Source organism: Prolixibacter sp. SD074, assembly GCF_009617895.1.
Taxonomy (GTDB): domain Bacteria; phylum Bacteroidota; class Bacteroidia; order Bacteroidales; family Prolixibacteraceae; genus Prolixibacter.
In genome coordinates this window covers 1,674,013-1,689,746 of the sequence record NZ_BLAW01000001.1, presented here as the reverse complement: position 1 = coordinate 1,689,746, position 15,734 = coordinate 1,674,013, and the positions used below count along the sequence as shown (strand labels likewise).

Annotated in this window: 11 protein-coding genes; 8 read left to right on the top strand and 3 right to left on the bottom strand. The window is 45.8% G+C overall.

What is annotated here, in order from left to right; all coding sequences use genetic code 11:
- Nucleotides 1–81: 81 nt before the first annotated feature.
- The gene (locus GJU82_RS07400; RefSeq protein ID WP_153631568.1) at nt 82–486 is read right to left on the bottom strand and encodes a hypothetical protein; all 405 of its coding nucleotides are present in this window, start codon (nt 484–486) and stop codon (nt 82–84) included.
- A gap of 88 nt (nt 487–574) precedes the next feature.
- Here GJU82_RS07400 and GJU82_RS07395 point away from each other — a divergent pair, with 88 nt between their 5' ends.
- Complete coding sequence (locus GJU82_RS07395; protein WP_153631567.1) at nt 575–3,145, top strand: SEL1-like repeat protein; 2,571 nt, start codon at nt 575–577, stop codon at nt 3,143–3,145.
- A 44-nt stretch (nt 3,146–3,189) separates the two neighbouring features.
- On the top strand, nt 3,190–4,299 hold the full coding sequence (locus GJU82_RS07390) for a cellulase family glycosylhydrolase (protein ID WP_153631566.1): 1,110 nt from the start codon (nt 3,190–3,192) through the stop codon (nt 4,297–4,299).
- A gap of 37 nt (nt 4,300–4,336) precedes the next feature.
- Here the strand turns inward: GJU82_RS07390 and GJU82_RS07385 are convergent, their stop codons facing one another.
- Nucleotides 4,337–5,215: an AraC family transcriptional regulator gene (locus tag GJU82_RS07385; RefSeq protein ID WP_153631565.1), complete on the bottom strand. Its 879-nt coding sequence runs from the start codon at nt 5,213–5,215 to the stop codon at nt 4,337–4,339.
- A 188-nt stretch (nt 5,216–5,403) separates the two neighbouring features.
- Between GJU82_RS07385 and GJU82_RS07380 the strand changes: the two genes are divergently transcribed.
- From GJU82_RS07380 to GJU82_RS07360, 5 genes are read left to right on the top strand one after another with little or no spacing between them, the layout of a single operon-like run.
- Complete coding sequence (locus tag GJU82_RS07380) at nt 5,404–8,007, top strand: TonB-dependent receptor (RefSeq protein WP_153631564.1); 2,604 nt, start codon at nt 5,404–5,406, stop codon at nt 8,005–8,007.
- 59 nt (nt 8,008–8,066) lie between these two features.
- Nucleotides 8,067–9,356, top strand: a complete 1,290-nt coding sequence (locus GJU82_RS07375) for a trehalase family glycosidase (RefSeq protein WP_153631563.1) — start codon at nt 8,067–8,069, stop codon at nt 9,354–9,356.
- Nucleotides 9,353–10,933: a sodium:solute symporter gene (locus GJU82_RS07370; RefSeq protein ID WP_153631562.1), complete on the top strand. Its 1,581-nt coding sequence runs from the start codon at nt 9,353–9,355 to the stop codon at nt 10,931–10,933. The genes GJU82_RS07375 and GJU82_RS07370 overlap by 4 nt, the downstream gene beginning before the upstream one ends.
- A gap of 3 nt (nt 10,934–10,936) precedes the next feature.
- Complete coding sequence (locus tag GJU82_RS07365; protein ID WP_153631561.1) at nt 10,937–12,616, top strand: alpha-amylase family glycosyl hydrolase; 1,680 nt, start codon at nt 10,937–10,939, stop codon at nt 12,614–12,616.
- A gap of 59 nt (nt 12,617–12,675) precedes the next feature.
- Nucleotides 12,676–13,806, top strand: a complete 1,131-nt coding sequence (locus GJU82_RS07360; protein ID WP_153631560.1) for a glycerate kinase — start codon at nt 12,676–12,678, stop codon at nt 13,804–13,806.
- Here GJU82_RS07360 and GJU82_RS07355 read toward each other — a convergent pair.
- Entirely contained in the window at nt 13,803–14,828 is a 1,026-nt protein-coding gene (locus GJU82_RS07355) for a zinc-dependent alcohol dehydrogenase family protein (RefSeq protein WP_153631559.1), read from the bottom strand. The genes GJU82_RS07360 and GJU82_RS07355 overlap by 4 nt on opposite strands.
- Nucleotides 14,829–14,966: 138 nt before the next feature.
- On the opposite strand from GJU82_RS07355, the gene GJU82_RS07350 reads away from it, so the two are divergent.
- Nucleotides 14,967–15,719 carry a DUF72 domain-containing protein gene (locus GJU82_RS07350; RefSeq protein WP_153631558.1) on the top strand — a complete coding sequence of 251 codons (753 nt, stop codon included), beginning with the start codon at nt 14,967–14,969 and terminating at the stop codon, nt 15,717–15,719.
- Nucleotides 15,720–15,734: the final 15 nt, after the last annotated feature.

Sequence of the window (15,734 nt, the reverse complement as noted above, 5' to 3'; positions counted from 1 at the left end):
ATTAGTCGGTTGTTTGAAATATTTGCAATACTGCGGCCAATATCTTTTGTCATCCGGACGGTTTTCCACACCACATAGCGGTCAAGCTATTTTAGGGGAGGTCACCCCACCACTCAGCGGAGTCTGCCCACCATATAGCGAACGATCCCCACCACTCAGCGGACAGTGCCCACCAGTTAGCGGAGTCTGCCCACCACTCAGCGGACAGTGCCCACCAGTTAGCGGAGTCTGCCCACCACTCAGCGGACAGTGCCCACCAGTTAGCGGAGTCTGCCCACCTCTTAGCGGACGATCCCCACCGGTGGTTACACCCGGGTGTGGGCCGGCCACCAACGCCATGGTACCGGTTGGTGTTGTGAAAGTATGGTTCATTGTTGTAAGCTGTATTGGATTGATGGGATTGGGATACTGGCAACGAATCTTCCAATGATCCGGCAGGAAAACAAACTTAAATTGCCGGAACGATGGTGAACGAAGAGGCAGCATATCAAAAAAATATTACAGAATTTCAGTTGAACAGTTTCATTCTGTTAACTGGTTAAGCTATTTTTAGAGTCTGTTAAATTGATAAGCAATGACTGAAAATATATTCCCTGAAAACAAGCTATTTCTGAAAGGTCTGGAACTGCTGAAGAAAGAAAAAGTAGAAAAAGGCCTCAAACGGATTCAAAAAGCTTTTGATTCTGGTTATAAGCCTGCCATGATATTCCTGGATTTTTATGAACAGGAGCGTTCGTGGGATAAAGCGAACAAAGCCTTTGAAGAGGTGATGGCTGAAGGGTTCGAAGAGGCTGCTTTGACTATCGGGAAATGGTATTATACCGGTGAAAACCGGCAGAAAGATGCAAGCAAGTCGGTGCGCTGGTTCCTTGAATCTGCCCGGGCCGGAGGAGTGGAGAGCTGCAACTACATCGGTGAGATGCGGGAAACGGGTATTGGACTGGAGGAAAACGATGAAAAAGCCTTCGAGTGGTACGGGCGTGGAGCCGAAAGAGGTGATATAGTAGCCAAATACAACTTTGGACGTTTGGTCCGTGTTGGTAAAGGTGGTCGCCGCGATTTGGAAGAAGCGGTTGATAACTGGTACGAATCGGCGAAAGCCGGTTACGCCCCGGCCATGTATAAAATAGGTGAAGTATTTGAAGAGGGATTGTCGGTGCCGGTTAAGCTTTCCAAAGCGTTCGATTGGTATCTGAAAGCAGCTGAGCTTAATTACCCGGAAGCTTATGTCAAAGTTGGCCGGTTTTATTATGAAGGACGCGGAACGGAGCAGGATTACTCACAGGCTTATCACTGGTTTTCGAAAATAGGCGGACCGCACCCGGCCAATATTGCCATGAAAATGGGCAAAATGCTTTTTGAAGGCCTGGGTGTTGAGAAGGATATTGAACTGGCAAAGAACTATCTGCAACAGGCTGCCGATGCTAATTTTATGGAGGCCATGTTCCTGCTCGGACGCTTATTGGACGAATTGGGAGAATCGCACGAATGGTATCAGCTAGCTGCAGACAAAGGTTATGCACCGGCACAGGAAATTATTGCCAATCAATACCTTGAAAAAGCGGAATCGGAAGGGGCCGAATGGCTCGAGAAGGCCGCGTTGGGAGGCAATGCGGAGGCGATGCTCCGCTTATCTTACCTGTACGAGACCGGTGAAAATGTTGAGCAAAATATAAAGAAGGCGGTTGATTATGCCAAACGAGCTGCCGACAAAGGCGTCGTTGAAGCACAATACCGCTACGCGAGTCTTTGCCTGGCAGGCGAAATTACCGATAAAGATGAGCATGCTGCTGCCGATTATTTCAGTCGTGCTGCCGAGGCCGGCCACCCGCGTGCTGCTTACCTGGTTGGCATCATGCACGAAAAAGGGCTGAGTTATTGGTCCGATAAAGAAAAGTCGTTTCAGTGGTTCATGGATGCGGCAGAGAAAGGTGTTCCTGGCGGGATGTTCCGGGTTGGCGTTTACTACGAGAATGGTATAACGGTAGAAAAGAACCCGGGAAAGGCATTTACCTGGTACCGGAAGGCGGCCGACGAAGGATACGCCCGTGCGCTTTTTAATTTGGGCGTAATGTATGAAGCCGGACGGGGAACAGAATTCAATATTGAGAAGGCTGTGGAGATGTATCGCCTTGCGGCAGGAAAAGGTGTTCCGGAAGCGATGAATAACCTGGGAAACGCTTATCACAAGGGAAAAGGCATCGAAGCGAATCTTGAAGAAGCAGCCAAATGGTATCGGAAAGCTGCTGAGTGTGGTTTTGCCTTGGGCGAATACAACCTTGGCGTGCTTTATTATCTGGGAGAAGGCCTGGAAAAAGATTATTCAAGGGCATTTGAATTATTCGAGAAGGCTGCTGAGAAAGGTTCGGCGGAAGCAAAATACAACCTGGCGGGAATGTACTTTTACGGCGAAGGCATTCCGAAAGAGCGGGAAAAGGCTTTTGCGCTTTACCGCGAAGCAGCTGAAAATGGTTTCTCCGAAGCATGGCGAACGCTTGGAGAGCTGTATCTTGAAGGAGACGGAATTGAAGCCGATCCGGCAAAGGCAGCCGAGTGTTTTGCAAAAGGCGGCTACGGCGGCGATAACGAGTCGCGCTTTATGCTGGGACGGCTCTACTCCGGGGAAGATGAGAAGGCCGATTACCCGAAGGCGGTTTCATTTTTGGAGCCTGCTGCCAAAGACGGGTTTTTGCCAGCGGCTAATCTGTTGGCCATATTATTGATTTCACCTGAATTGGAAAAACGCAATCCGGCGGAAGCCTTGAAATGGCTTAACCAGGCTGCTGGAGGTGGATTGCGTGCAGCCAAATTGAATAAAGCCACTTTCATGAAAAGAGGAGAATTGAACGGGCCAGATTTTAAAACTTGTATGGAACAGTTGACAGAACTGGCTGACGGCGGTGATGAAATGGCCCGGTTTAACCAGGCTTTGCTATATCTCGCCGGTTTGGGCGTTCGTAAGGATCTGGAGAAAGCTAAGGAACTGCTTGAAGATGCTTCGGCAGGCGGTTGGCTTACAGCGGCTGAGCTGTTGCACATGGATAAACTTCCCGAAGGTCCTGCTGCGTTGGAATATTGGATGCCTTATCTCGTAACCGATGCCGAGGGGAATATTTTGAAAGGAAATCTGAGTCAGGCTAAATAAAAGAAGATTTCCGGATAAGCTGAACGAACAAACCTAACCATACGATGGAAAGACGTGACTTTTTGAAACGAACCGGTCTGGCGGCAGCCGGAACATTGCTCACCTCAGGAGGTGTGCTGGCTTTGGATAAAGCAAAGGAAATTCGGCCGGGGAACATTCCCCGCTGGTATGGGTTTAATTTGTTGGCCAAGTTTTCGGGAAATCAGCCCAACCGTAAATACGATGAGGAAGATTTTGCACTGATGCAGGAATTGGGATTCAATTTTGTCCGGCTGCCCATGTCGTACTGGAATTGGTCGAAACCGGATGTAAAAAAGTGGATGGATATCGATGAGAAGGTATTCCTTGATGTCGATCAGGCAGTTAATTTTGGACATCAGTACAATGTGCACATTAACATGAACCTTCACCGGATTCCAGGCTATTGCATTAACGGTCGGGGCCTGGAACCCATCGATTTGTTTTACGGGCCCGGGAAGGACAAGGCTCTTGAGGCGGCCATTTATCACTGGCGGTATATAGCGCGTCGTTACAAAGGCATTCCGAACGGGCGGCTGAGTTTCGACCTGCTCAATGAACCTCCTGTCATACCCAATGAAAGCTACGCCCGTGTGGTTAGAGCGCTGGTGGAAGCTATCCGGGAAGAAGATCCGAAACGACTGATTTTTGCTGACGGCATTAACGTGGGACGCGATCCGGTCCCGGAAATTGCGGATTTAGGCCTGGTACAGAGTTGTCGCGGTTACGACCCGATGCAGGTTTCACACTACCGGGCGAGTTGGGTCCCGGGATATACTCCCGATAGCTGGCCGAAACCTTCCTGGCCTTTTACTGATAAAAACGGAAAAACATGGAACAAGGAGGTGCTCCGAAAAGAGAAAATCGATCCCTGGCGCCCGCTGATGATGAAAGGTGTGAATGTGCATGTGGGCGAATGGGGATGTTATAAATATACGCCACACGAAATTTGCCTGAGCTGGATGGAGGATTTTCTTTCGCTGTGGCGTGAAATGGGCTGGGGCTGGAGCCTCTGGAACCTGAAAGGAGATTTTGGTATCTTCAATTCAGGCCGGAAGGATGTGAATTACGAAAATTTCCGTGGTAACCAGCTCGACCGAAAAATGCTGGAGCTGTTGCAGAAGTACCGGACGTAATAGTGGATTGCTTGTTATTAAAAATTCTGCAGTAATTTTAGTCCTCTTTCTTCGAACTCCGGTAAATATTTCGATACTCTTTGGGAGTTATATTCATGATTTTTTTGAAAGAGCGATTGAAATTGGACAGGTTGTTAAAGCCACAGGCAAAGCAAATCTCCGAAATGTACATGTCGCTCACTGCTAGTAGTTTGCAGGCTTCGCTGATCCGCGTTTCAATTACAATTTCTGAGAAAGTCTTCTTGGTTACCTTTTTCACAAATTTGCACACCGAGCTTTTATTCATGTTCAATTTCCGGCTCAGTTCTGTAAATGAAATGGTATTGTTTTGGTAATTCTCTAAGATGTATGAGTAGATACGCTCAATGCGGTTCGAGGCTTTTAAGCTGTCTTTTACCTCGTGATGATAAGAAGTAATTTCCTCCTGGTTTTTTGCGTTGGCCAACAGATCAAGCAGTTTGAAAAAATGCAGAAGCCGATTGAACCCACTCTCACGTTCAATTGAAAACAACAACGGTAGCGCCTGCGATGAGATTTGCGGATTGAAGTAAATGCCTTGCTGACTCTTTTCTAACAGCTCCTCAATTTTCTTCATCTCGGGTGCATCCCAAAACGAATCACCAAACATATCTTTCTTAAAATTGACGACAATCTGTTCGGTGTATTGATTCGTAATCCATGAGTGGGGAAGGTTTGTGCCAATCAAAACAAAATCGCTTTCGGTATAATCCGAAATGTTGTACCCGACAAAACGCTTTCCTGAACTTTTCAGTGTGTAGGTAATTTCGAAATCGGGATGATAATGCCATACACCTTCGTTGCGGATGTCGGGACGTTTGGCCCTTACAATCCTTCGGCAAAGGATGGATTGTCCCGGATCCTCAGTTAGCATCTCAATGGTTGGTCTTCCAGTCATCTATTTAGAACAATTCTAACTTTATGTTATTAAAATGGCAGTGTATTGACGATAAAGTTAGTCATTAAATAAAGAAAGGCAAATAAAGTATCATGAATGGAAAATAAGAGTCAGGAGTCCGGAATTTATAGTTCATAGTTTTACCATTAGAAAATTCAATCCAAGTCCTATTAAAAAATAGTAAACCTATGAAAACTAACATTTTTTTAGTTCATTTTCTTGCCCTGATGATGTTGTCATTGACGTCAATGGCGCAGGGAACAGGTGCCTTGTCAGGAAAGGTTACCGAAAGTGATAATGGTAATCCGTTACCTGGGGCACAGGTATATGTCGACGGAACAACCAATGGTACTATTACCGATGGAAATGGGCGCTATTCACTGAGCCTTCCTGCCGGAACGTACACGGTGAGTGTTTCTTTTGTTGGTTATACAAAGCAAACTGCAAAAGTGACCATTCAGGAAGGCAAAACACTTAACAAGGATTTTGCCCTTTCTGCCGACTTGTTTAACCTGAACGATGTGGTTGTGACTGCAACGTTTAGTAAACGGACGCAATTCGATTCTCCGTTGTCGATGACGGCGATGGACAGCAAAGAGCTGGATAAGCTGACATCTAACAGCCAGGCTGATATTCTTCGGGTAGTTCCGGGTATAACAGCCGAAGGTGGAGGTGGCGAGGTCGCTTCCAACATTTTTGTCAGGGGATTGCCATCGGGTGGGCAATATCAGTTTACACCGATTCAGATTGATGGTATTCCTGTATTGAGCGCATTTGGTTTGAACTCTTCAGCACATGACGTGTATTTCCGTAACGATTTGGGTTTCCGGAATATGGAATTCGTGAAAGGTGGAGTTTCAACTTTGTTTGGCGCTGGTTCGGTTGCCGGTATTATCAACTATTCCAGTATTACAGGCTCAGCTATTCCGGAAAACAAAATTCAGCTCGAATGGGCTGATGGCGGTCGTGCAAGGGCTGATGTCCTCTCTTCAGGACAGATTAATAAAACGACTTTCTATGCCTTTTCTGGTTTCCTCCGGTATGACGAAGGGCCACTGAAAACAGGTCTGAAAACGGTTGGTGGACAGTTCCGTGGGAATATCAAAAAGATGTTGAATGACGGTAAAGGTGCTTTTACCCTTTATGGACAGTACATTGATGACAAAGTAGTATTCTATTTGCCCTATCCCTTGAAAAACGACAACGGAAACTATTCCCGCCCGAAAGGGAATGACGGGAAAACGGTTTATACGACACTGACAGGTGAAGCAACTGATTTCTCATTCGATACGCCTTATGGAGTGCACAAATCGCAAATCAGCAACGGTGCGATGACCAAAGGTGGTTACCTGATGGCTGATTTCAACTACAATTTTGATAATGACTGGGTGTTGAAGGTTAAAACAAAATATGCCAGCTATCAGCACCAGTTCAACCTGTTTTTAGATGGTGACGGCGTACATAATGTTCCGGAACTGCAGTCTGATTATCTTGCTGCAAGGGGTTTACCTGCCAATGCTACGTTCACGTATGTTTCTACAGGACAGCCTCTAAAGTCAACGGATTTGCTTTTTCAGAACCGTATTTTGGATCGCAATCGCCCAATGCAGGAACTGGTTGGTGAGTTTAACCTCTCGAAGAATTTCGATTGGGGAAGCGGTAACCACAACATTACCATTGGAACATTCAATTCCTATACCACAGCCCGTGACGATGAATATATCTACAGCTACCTGGGCGATTTCCGGGACCAACCTAAAATGGTGGATGTAACTTACCAGGAAAATGGAAGTACGGTGAATTATACTGAAGGCGGTTACATTGTCGGGTCCGGTTCGCAGACGTCTAATAAAGTGAATGCGATGCAGAAATCGGCCGGTTATCTGGCTGACGAAATTAAGTGGGCACGATTCAACCTGGATGTGGGAGTCCGTTACGAGCATGCCAAAGGATTTATTACCAGTGAAACCGGGATTGGCTCCAATACTTTCGATAAAGGAACCGTACAAACCAATGGTTTTGCACTGGCGGTGGCGGGCCTGTATAAATTGTCGCATCAAGCCAATTTGTATGCAAACTTCTCGAAAGGTTATTTCTTCCCCGAAATTCGTTCGGTGAAATTTATCAGTCCCGGTGTGACACAGTCATATAAACCTGAAAAGATTTATCAGGCGGAAGCCGGCGCTAAATTTGGATTCAAGAATTTTGTAGCCAATCTTGGTACTTACTATGTGACATTAGGCGACCGCCGCTCAGTTGACTTTGTGAATGATGGTGCCGGCGGAGTTACCGAACAGGTAAGCGTGCAAAGTACACGGACCATTGGTTTGGAGGCGTATGCAAGTTATTACCTGACCAAGAAGCTGAATTTCTACGGTAACTTAACTTATCAGAATCACGAGTATACCAAAGTAGAAGGAAATCCGGAGCAGGTAGGGAACTGGCTGAGGAGGCAACCCCGCGTGATGGGAATGTTGGGCGTTTCTTATGATGATGGTGTTTTTGATGCCGGTTTGTCCAATAACTTCATCGGTAAACGTTTTGCGAACGATGCTAACACAGTTAAATTGGATGCTTATAGCATTATGCGTCTGGATGCAGGTTATACTACCATGTTGGGTAAGGCACAATCTTTGCGCTTAGGCGTTTCGGTTTTCAATCTGGCTGATTCACATGGTATTACCGAAGGTTCTCCCCGTCAGGGAAATTCTCAAATTAGCGGTGGCGACTTTTTCGTCGGCCGTCCTATTCTGCCGCGAAGAGTATATGTGAGAGCAACCTTTAGTTTCTAATCAAATTTTCAGTAAGTCGGTTATTCTAATTATGGAATAACCGGCTTTTTCTTCTTAATATGGGACTTGCTGAACAGTGTATAGAGGTATTGGATAAAAACTGGAAAGGTCGATTTACCATTCCGTCGCCCCGTTTGTATCCATTTCAATGGAACTGGGATTCGGGATTCATTGTGCTGGGAAACCTGCACCACAAACCTGAAAGGGCGCTTACCGAGATGGAGGCGCTTTTTTCCGGCCAATGGAAAAATGGATTTTTGCCGCATATTATTTTTCATGAAGCGGAGAAATACTCTTCCTATTTTCCTTCTGCCGATTACTGGAATTCCGGGGTGTCTGAAGATGCACCTGCTGATTTGAAAACATCGGGAATTACTCAGCCGCCTGTTCACGGTTTTATCCTTGAAGAACTCTATAAGGCCGGGCTGGATATTGGGCGTATTAGTGAACTGTTTGATAAAATCAGTGCCTATCACCAATGGCTCTATCGGTACCGGGAGTACAAATCTACCGGGTTGGTGGCCATCTGGCACAATTGGGAGTCCGGTATGGATAACTCACCGTGGTGGGATATTCCGCTGGAGCGGATTACCCTGGATAAACTCGAATACATTCAGCTCGAACGCAAAGATGTTCACGAGGTGAAAGAGAGCGGATCAACCCGTCCGAAGGATATTGATTACAAAAGATATCTTTATCTGGTTGATACGCTTAGAGAACACAAATATTCAGAAATTCCTGATGATTTTCCATTCCATGTACTCGATCCGGTTTTTAACAGCATTCTGCTCGAATCGACCAGGAGTCTTATTCGTCTTGGAAAAGTATTGAATAAAGAGACTGACTGGCTTTTGCAGAAATTGAATCAGGGATTTGAAAGCTTCGATGTCTACTTTCTGGATGATGGGCAGGACCTCTATTTTCCTTACGACCTGGTTGGAAGAGAACAACTAAAGCAACCTTGTTCAGGTTCTTATATTCCCATATTTGCCGGGATTCCTTCATCAGCCCGTGTTCAAAGGATGTTGAAGCCTTACAAAAAACAATCGCAAATTCGCCCGGTTCCGTCATGTCATCCGAAGGGAAGCGGGTTTGAGCCAAAAAACTATTGGCGCGGACCGGTCTGGGTAAATATGAACTGGTTGATTTGGAAAGGTTTGCTAAATTATCATCTTCCCGACGAAGCTGAGTTGGTTAAGAATCAAACCCTTGAAATGGTGAAGAAATACGGGATTTATGAATATTTTAATCCCTTTACCGATAACCAGTCGGGAACGGGCTACGGAGGATTCGATTTTTCCTGGACAGCTGCACTGGTGTTGGACATGATTAAAAAAGCGACAACATGAATTGGATAGACTATATCATCGTGGTAGTTTATGCCGGTGGATTTTTGATGCTGGGAAAACTATTCAGCAAGAAAAGCGCACGGCAGGACTACTACCTCGGAGGAAAATCATTTGGCTGGTTCCCATTGAGCCTGTCGGTGATGGCTACGCAGCTTTCGGCCATTAGCTTCATCTCAGCACCTGCTTTCGTGGGGATTCGCCATGGAGGTGGATTGCAGTGGCTCAGCTACGAATTCGGTTTGCCACTGGCCATGATATTCCTCGGAGTATTTTTGGTTCCTAAGTTATATAAAGCCGGCATTGTCAGTATTTACGAGTATCTCGAGAACCGGTTCAACCGCTCGACGCGCGTTCTGATTAGCATTGTTTTTCAGATAAGCCGTGCCTTTGGAACAGGAGTCATGGTTTATGCCGTTGCGCTTATCCTGATGAGTGTGTTGGGTATTCCGTTTTATCAAACCATTTTGGTCATTGGCGTCATTACACTTATCTATTCCTATCAGGGGGGAATGAGCGCAGTTGTGTATGGAGATATGATTCAGATGATTATTCTGGTCGGTGGAATTGTAGTTTCATTATTTGTTGGCCTTGATTACCTGGGTGGGGTCCATAATTTTCTGGCCCACTTGGATACCTCACGTTTAAACGCGGTTAATTTTAAAGATTTTGGAATCGGCGAGGGAAGCGGAAGCGCTTTTGGATTTTTACCGATGGTCGTTGGCGGGTTTTTTCTGTATGCATCCTATTACGGAACAGACCAATCGCAAATGCAGCGTTTATTGTCGGCAAAAAACATTAAAACGGCCCGAAACACGTTGTTGGTAAACGGTTTGCTGCGATTCCCGATTACGTTGCTGTATAGCATTATGGGGCTGGTGGTTGGGACGTTTGCGTTAATGACCCCGGCTTTCTCCAGCCTGGTTCCGGCTGACAAGCCCGACCTGTTAATCCCGGTTTTTATCCGTGATTATTTGCCGCACGGGCTAGTGGGGCTGTTAATTGTGGCTATTCTTTCAGCAGCCATGTCATCGCTTAGCTCGACCATCAATTCGTTAAGTGCGGTTACCACTGAAGATTTGCTGGTTGCGGGTAAAAAAGTTTCTGATAAAACATACTTCAAATATTCAAAGTTTACCTCAGTTTTCTGGGGAGTTGTCACGATTATTCTTGCTTTTTTTACCGGGAATATTGCCGAGACGGTTATCGAAGCGATAAACAAAGTCGGGTCTGTTTTTTACGGTCCAATCCTGGCCACATTTATGGTAGCCAGTATGGTCCGCTGGGTACATTCGAGGGCAATGAATATCGGATTGGTTACCGGCGTTTTGGTCAATGTGTTTCTTTGGCTGGTCGTAGGTGATTATCTTTTCTGGTTCTGGTGGAACTTCATTGGTGCAGTGGTTACCTTCGCGGTAGCATTATTCATTCAGAAGTTGGCACAAAAGGAAAAAGTGTTAGCTGAAAAACAAGCCGTGGATGAGGAACACTATCATTTCTGGTCAAGGAATACTGTTATTTTAATTGTACAGTTTGTTGTAATTGTACTGATAAGTCTTTCACTGAAATATCTATTGTAATTTATGGAATATATTAAGGAACTCCTGTCAGGTATTTACATGCCTGAAGAGGTTACTTTACTCTTGGATGGAATTGATAAACTTTGGAGCAAGTACCATTTTCTTGCGGAAGCAGAAAATAAAGTGCTTACGCAGAAAGATGTCGTTTTAATTACTTATGGCGACCAGGTTTATCAGGAAGGGGAAGATAACCTGGTGACACTTAGCCGGTTTATGAATCGTTATTTGAGCCGTCAGGTTTCTGTAGTACATATTCTTCCTTTTTATCCTTATACGTCTGACGATGGTTTTTCGGTAACCGATTATTATTCTGTTAATCCTAAATTGGGAAATTGGGAGGAAGTGGAGAAGCTATCGGGAAGTTTTAAGTTATTGTTCGATGCTGTCATTAATCATAACTCCACTCAATCCGGGTGGTTTAAAGGTTACCTGGATGGTGATGGGCGATATCGGGATTTTTATATTGACCTCGAAAATACCGATGGTTGCGAGAAAGTCATTCGGCCGCGAACTTCTCCGTTGGTGCATACTTTTAAGGGGAAAGATCGCGAGTATCAAATCTGGACCACCTTTAGCCGCGATCAGGTCGATCTGAATTTCGCCAATCCGAAGTTGCTGCTCGAAGTGCTTGATCTGTTGCTGTTCTATGTGTCGAAAGGTGCTTCGATTATTCGCCTGGATGCCGTTGGTTTTATTTGGAAGGAAAAACATACGACCTGTATGCATCTTCCACAGGCGCATAAACTGGTTAAGCTGATGCGGTGCGTTATTGAGCATTTGAATCCTTCAGTAATGCTGTTGACCGAGACCAATGTGCCGCACCCGGACAATATCGCTTATTTCGGCGATGGCGACGAAGCGCACATGGTGTACAATTTTACGCTACCGCCTTTGCTGGCTTTTAGCCTGTTAAATGAAACAACGGAGCGTTTTAGTGACTGGGTTTCGAATCTGGTGGTTCCGCACAAAAGCGTTTGTTATTTCAATTTCCTGTCAAGTCACGACGGCATTGGTGTTATGCCGGTGGATGATATTCTTAACCGCGAGGAATTGAATGTGCTCATCGGTGCAGCGCAGGCTAACGGTGGTAAAGTATCGTATAAGTCCAAGGGAAACGGAGTTGAGGTTCCCTACGAGATAAACTGTAACTACCTTAGTTTATTATATGGGCCGGACCGGGATGAGGAGTTAGGGGTGAAACGTAGTTTGCTGGCTCATGCGGTACTGCTCACCATGCCCGGATTGCCAGCCATCTATTTTCATTCAATGGTTGGTTCGGTGAACGATGTGAAAGGAATGAAGGAGAGCGGACAGAACCGTCGAATAAACCGCCAGAAGTTCGAATACAAATACCTGGAGGGGCTGCTCGATAATCCGGATACCCGCCAGTCGGTCATCTTAAACGGATTGAAAAAGTTGATTGATGTTCGGAAAAATGAGACGGCTTTCGATCCGTACGGCGAATTTGAGGTTATCAGTTCGGTTAATGGTGTGTTCTCCTTGTGCCGAAAAGGAAATTCTGAGGAACAATCGGTATATGCCCATTTTAACCTGACACAACAAACGCAGAAAGTCAAGCTTGACGGAAATTGCGGTTGGACTGATATCATAACCAATCGTAGTTTTGATGGGGAAATACAACTTCAACCGCTTGATTTCGCATGGTTGAAGAAAAGGCCGTAATCACATTGGGTGTTATAACTTTTTCGTTACTTCATCTTCTGAATAGATAAATAAAACGAATGAAAATTCTGGTTGCCACCGATAAATTCAAAGGTTCCCTGACTGCCGTAGAAGCATGTAATGCGGTAAAAGAAGGAGTTATTAATGTTTTACCTTCCGCTGAAGTCGATATGTTGCCTTTGGCTGACGGTGGCGATGGAACGTTGGAAACTATTGAATCAAAGCTGCATTTTAACAGAGTTTATCTGGAAGTAACCGGCCCGTTGTTCAAGAAAGTTGAGGCTTGGTATGGCTTGCAATCCGATACGGCCTACATCGAAATGGCGGCGGCTTCGGGTTTGCTGTTGTTGAAAGAAGAGGAGCAACATGCCGCTTCCACTACGACGCTGGGAACCGGCGAAATGATCGTTGATGCACTGGAGCGCGGCGCCCGGAAAATTTACCTCTTTGTTGGAGGCAGTGCGACCAATGATTGTGGTTTGGGAGTAGCGCAAGCCTTGGGTTATCGTTTCCTCGATGAAAATAACAACGAACTGCAGCCTGTTGGAGCCTCATTGAAAAAGATTGTTTCCATTAGTGGAAAAGCCCATGACGGTATTGCAGATACAGAATTTGTATTGGTTACCGATGTGGAAAATCCGCTGTATGGCCCGAATGGGGCGGCGAATGTTTTTGCAAGGCAGAAAGGAGCTAATCCGGAAGAGATCGAAATGCTGGACAGAGGGCTGGAGCATTTCAGCAAACTGATAAAACAGGAGTGGAAGTTTGATGTGGCTAACATTCCCGGAGCCGGTGCTGCGGGTGGCCTTGGTGCAGGAGCGATGATTTTTCTGAAGGCGAAACCGCAGAAGGGGATAACAACCATCATGGAAATCCTGCATTTCGATGAGCTGCTTCAGAAAGCAGATATGATTATTTCCGGTGAGGGGAAGTTTGATAAGCAAACACTGGAAGGGAAAGTCGTAAAGGGAGCAATGGAGCGTGCCCGCGAATTTCACAAACCTTTTGGTGTGGTGTGCGGTATCACAGAACTGACGTCCGATGAAATCAAAGGTTTACCCATCATTGCTGTTGAGGCGATTAAAAACGAGGGGACCATGTTCGAAGATGCGATGCAAAATGCTTATTCACTTCTGATAACGCGGACAGAAAGGCTTGTGGGGAAGATGCTGAAGTCCTGGCAGTATTAGATTTCCAAAACTTTTGCCCCCCTGATTTTTCGCTGCTTGATATCGATCAATGCCTGATTGGCTTTTTCAAACGGATAAATCGTAACATCTGGCTTGAACGGCATCTCTGCTGCAGCGGAAATCAAAGCTTTTACATCGTGGCTGGTGACATTGGCCACACTTTTAATCTCCTTTTCCATCCAGAGATGTCGGTCGTAATTCATGCGGTATAGCTCTTCCTGATCGATATTTTCTTTCCTGATAGCGTTGATGACCAGTCGTCCGCCCGGTTTGAGGCATTCTAATGCTTGTATCACCGGTTTCCACGCCGGCGTGGTATCAATGATGCTATCTAACAGGTGAGGTGGTTTGTCGGTTGTATCGCCGGCCCAGGTAGCGCCTAACTCCAGTGCAAATTTTCGTTCGTTGGGATTTCGCGCAAACACATATACTTTCGATTTTGGGAAGCGAAAGCGCAGCAGCTTAATAACCAAATGGGCGGAGGCTCCGAAACCCGTGAGTCCGAACCGCTGACCGTCCATCGGGTTACAAATCGCAGCCGATCGGTAACCGATGGCACCGGCGCACAACAAAGGAGCGGCTTCGGCATCGCTGAACAAATCCGGGATTTTGTAGGCAAAGCCTTCGGGTACGGTCAAATATTCAGCGTATCCGCCGTTAACGTCTCTTCCTGTTGCCAGGAAATCCGGGCACAGGTTTTCTCTTCCCGAAAGGCAATATTCACATTTTCCGCAAGCCGAAAAAATCCAGGCAACTCCTACGCGGTTTCCTATTTTTATTACGGAATTGTCGCCCCGGTTTTCTTCCACTACACCAACTACCTGATGACCGGGAATGACCGGAAACTTAGGAGGTGGTGTACGGCCTTCTATTTCGTCTAGTTCGGTGTGACAGACCCCGCAAGTTTTTACTTTTATCAACAATTCTCCATATTTGGGAATTGGTTTTGGAAGCTCAACCAATTTTAGTGGTTCATGATTTTCGTCCAGATCGCTGATTTTGTCGATTACCCAAGCTTTCATGACGATGATTTTTAACTGGTTCAACCATAAAGTTAGTATCTGTCGAGCAGGATTACAAAACGTACCGTTGGCGAATTACAGATTCCCCTCCCTATTTCATAACTTTACCGGTAGCGGTGAAAAAAAAAGATTCGTGAGATGGATTTCAATAACTTACATATCGGCACTTCGGGATGGAGCTACAAGCACTGGAATGGTGTATTCTATCCTCCTGAAGTAAAGCCCGTCCAATACCTTGAACATTATGTGACGCAATTTGATTGCGTAGAGCTAAACTCCAGCTTTTATCATCTGCCGAAAAAGATAACTGCCGAAGGTTGGATGAAACGAACTCCGGAAAACTTCCGGTTCTGCCCCAAAATGAGTCGTTTTATTACCCACCAGCGACGTTTGTTATATGCTGAGGGGGCTGTGCAGAATTTTTTCGATGTGTTTGACATAATGGCGACGCGGCTGGGGCCGGTGCTGGTTCAACTTCCGCCGGGCTTGCATTATGATTTGCCCAGGCTAACTGATTTTCTGAATTACCTGAGTGAACGGTTTGGCAACTATCTGTTTGCCATTGAGGTAAGACATAATTCCTGGTTGCGCGACGAGTTTTTCGATTTATTGAGGGGGAAAAATATGGCTTTTGTTATCGCCGGTTCCGGGGAACGTTATCCGTCAGCCGAAGTGGTTACTGCAGACTTTGTTTACCTGCGTTTTCATGGTAATGTGAAGTTGTATGCTACCGATTACCGCATGGAAGAGTTGCAGGAATATGCAACGAAAATGAAGAGCTGGGTTGAAGAAGGAAGAGAGGTGTGGGCTTTCTTCAATAACGATTTTGAAGGATATGCTGTGAAGAATGCAATGGAACTAAGGGATTTGATGATGGCCTATCAAAATTAGTTTGGCACGATGAAC

Coding starts and splice junctions, on each gene's coding strand:
- GJU82_RS07395 (WP_153631567.1), top strand. CDS start 575: ATGACTGAAAATATATTCCCTGAAAACAAGCTATTTCTGAAAGGTCTG.
- GJU82_RS07370 (WP_153631562.1), top strand. CDS start 9,353: ATGAATTGGATAGACTATATCATCGTGGTAGTTTATGCCGGTGGATTT.
- GJU82_RS07350 (WP_153631558.1), top strand. CDS start 14,967: ATGGATTTCAATAACTTACATATCGGCACTTCGGGATGGAGCTACAAG.
- GJU82_RS07365 (WP_153631561.1), top strand. CDS start 10,937: ATGGAATATATTAAGGAACTCCTGTCAGGTATTTACATGCCTGAAGAG.
- GJU82_RS07400 (WP_153631568.1), bottom strand. CDS start 486: ATGCTGCCTCTTCGTTCACCATCGTTCCGGCAATTTAAGTTTGTTTTC.
- GJU82_RS07390 (WP_153631566.1), top strand. CDS start 3,190: ATGGAAAGACGTGACTTTTTGAAACGAACCGGTCTGGCGGCAGCCGGA.
- GJU82_RS07360 (WP_153631560.1), top strand. CDS start 12,676: ATGAAAATTCTGGTTGCCACCGATAAATTCAAAGGTTCCCTGACTGCC.
- GJU82_RS07380 (WP_153631564.1), top strand. CDS start 5,404: ATGAAAACTAACATTTTTTTAGTTCATTTTCTTGCCCTGATGATGTTG.
- GJU82_RS07385 (WP_153631565.1), bottom strand. CDS start 5,215: ATGACTGGAAGACCAACCATTGAGATGCTAACTGAGGATCCGGGACAA.
- GJU82_RS07375 (WP_153631563.1), top strand. CDS start 8,067: ATGGGACTTGCTGAACAGTGTATAGAGGTATTGGATAAAAACTGGAAA.
- GJU82_RS07355 (WP_153631559.1), bottom strand. CDS start 14,828: ATGAAAGCTTGGGTAATCGACAAAATCAGCGATCTGGACGAAAATCAT.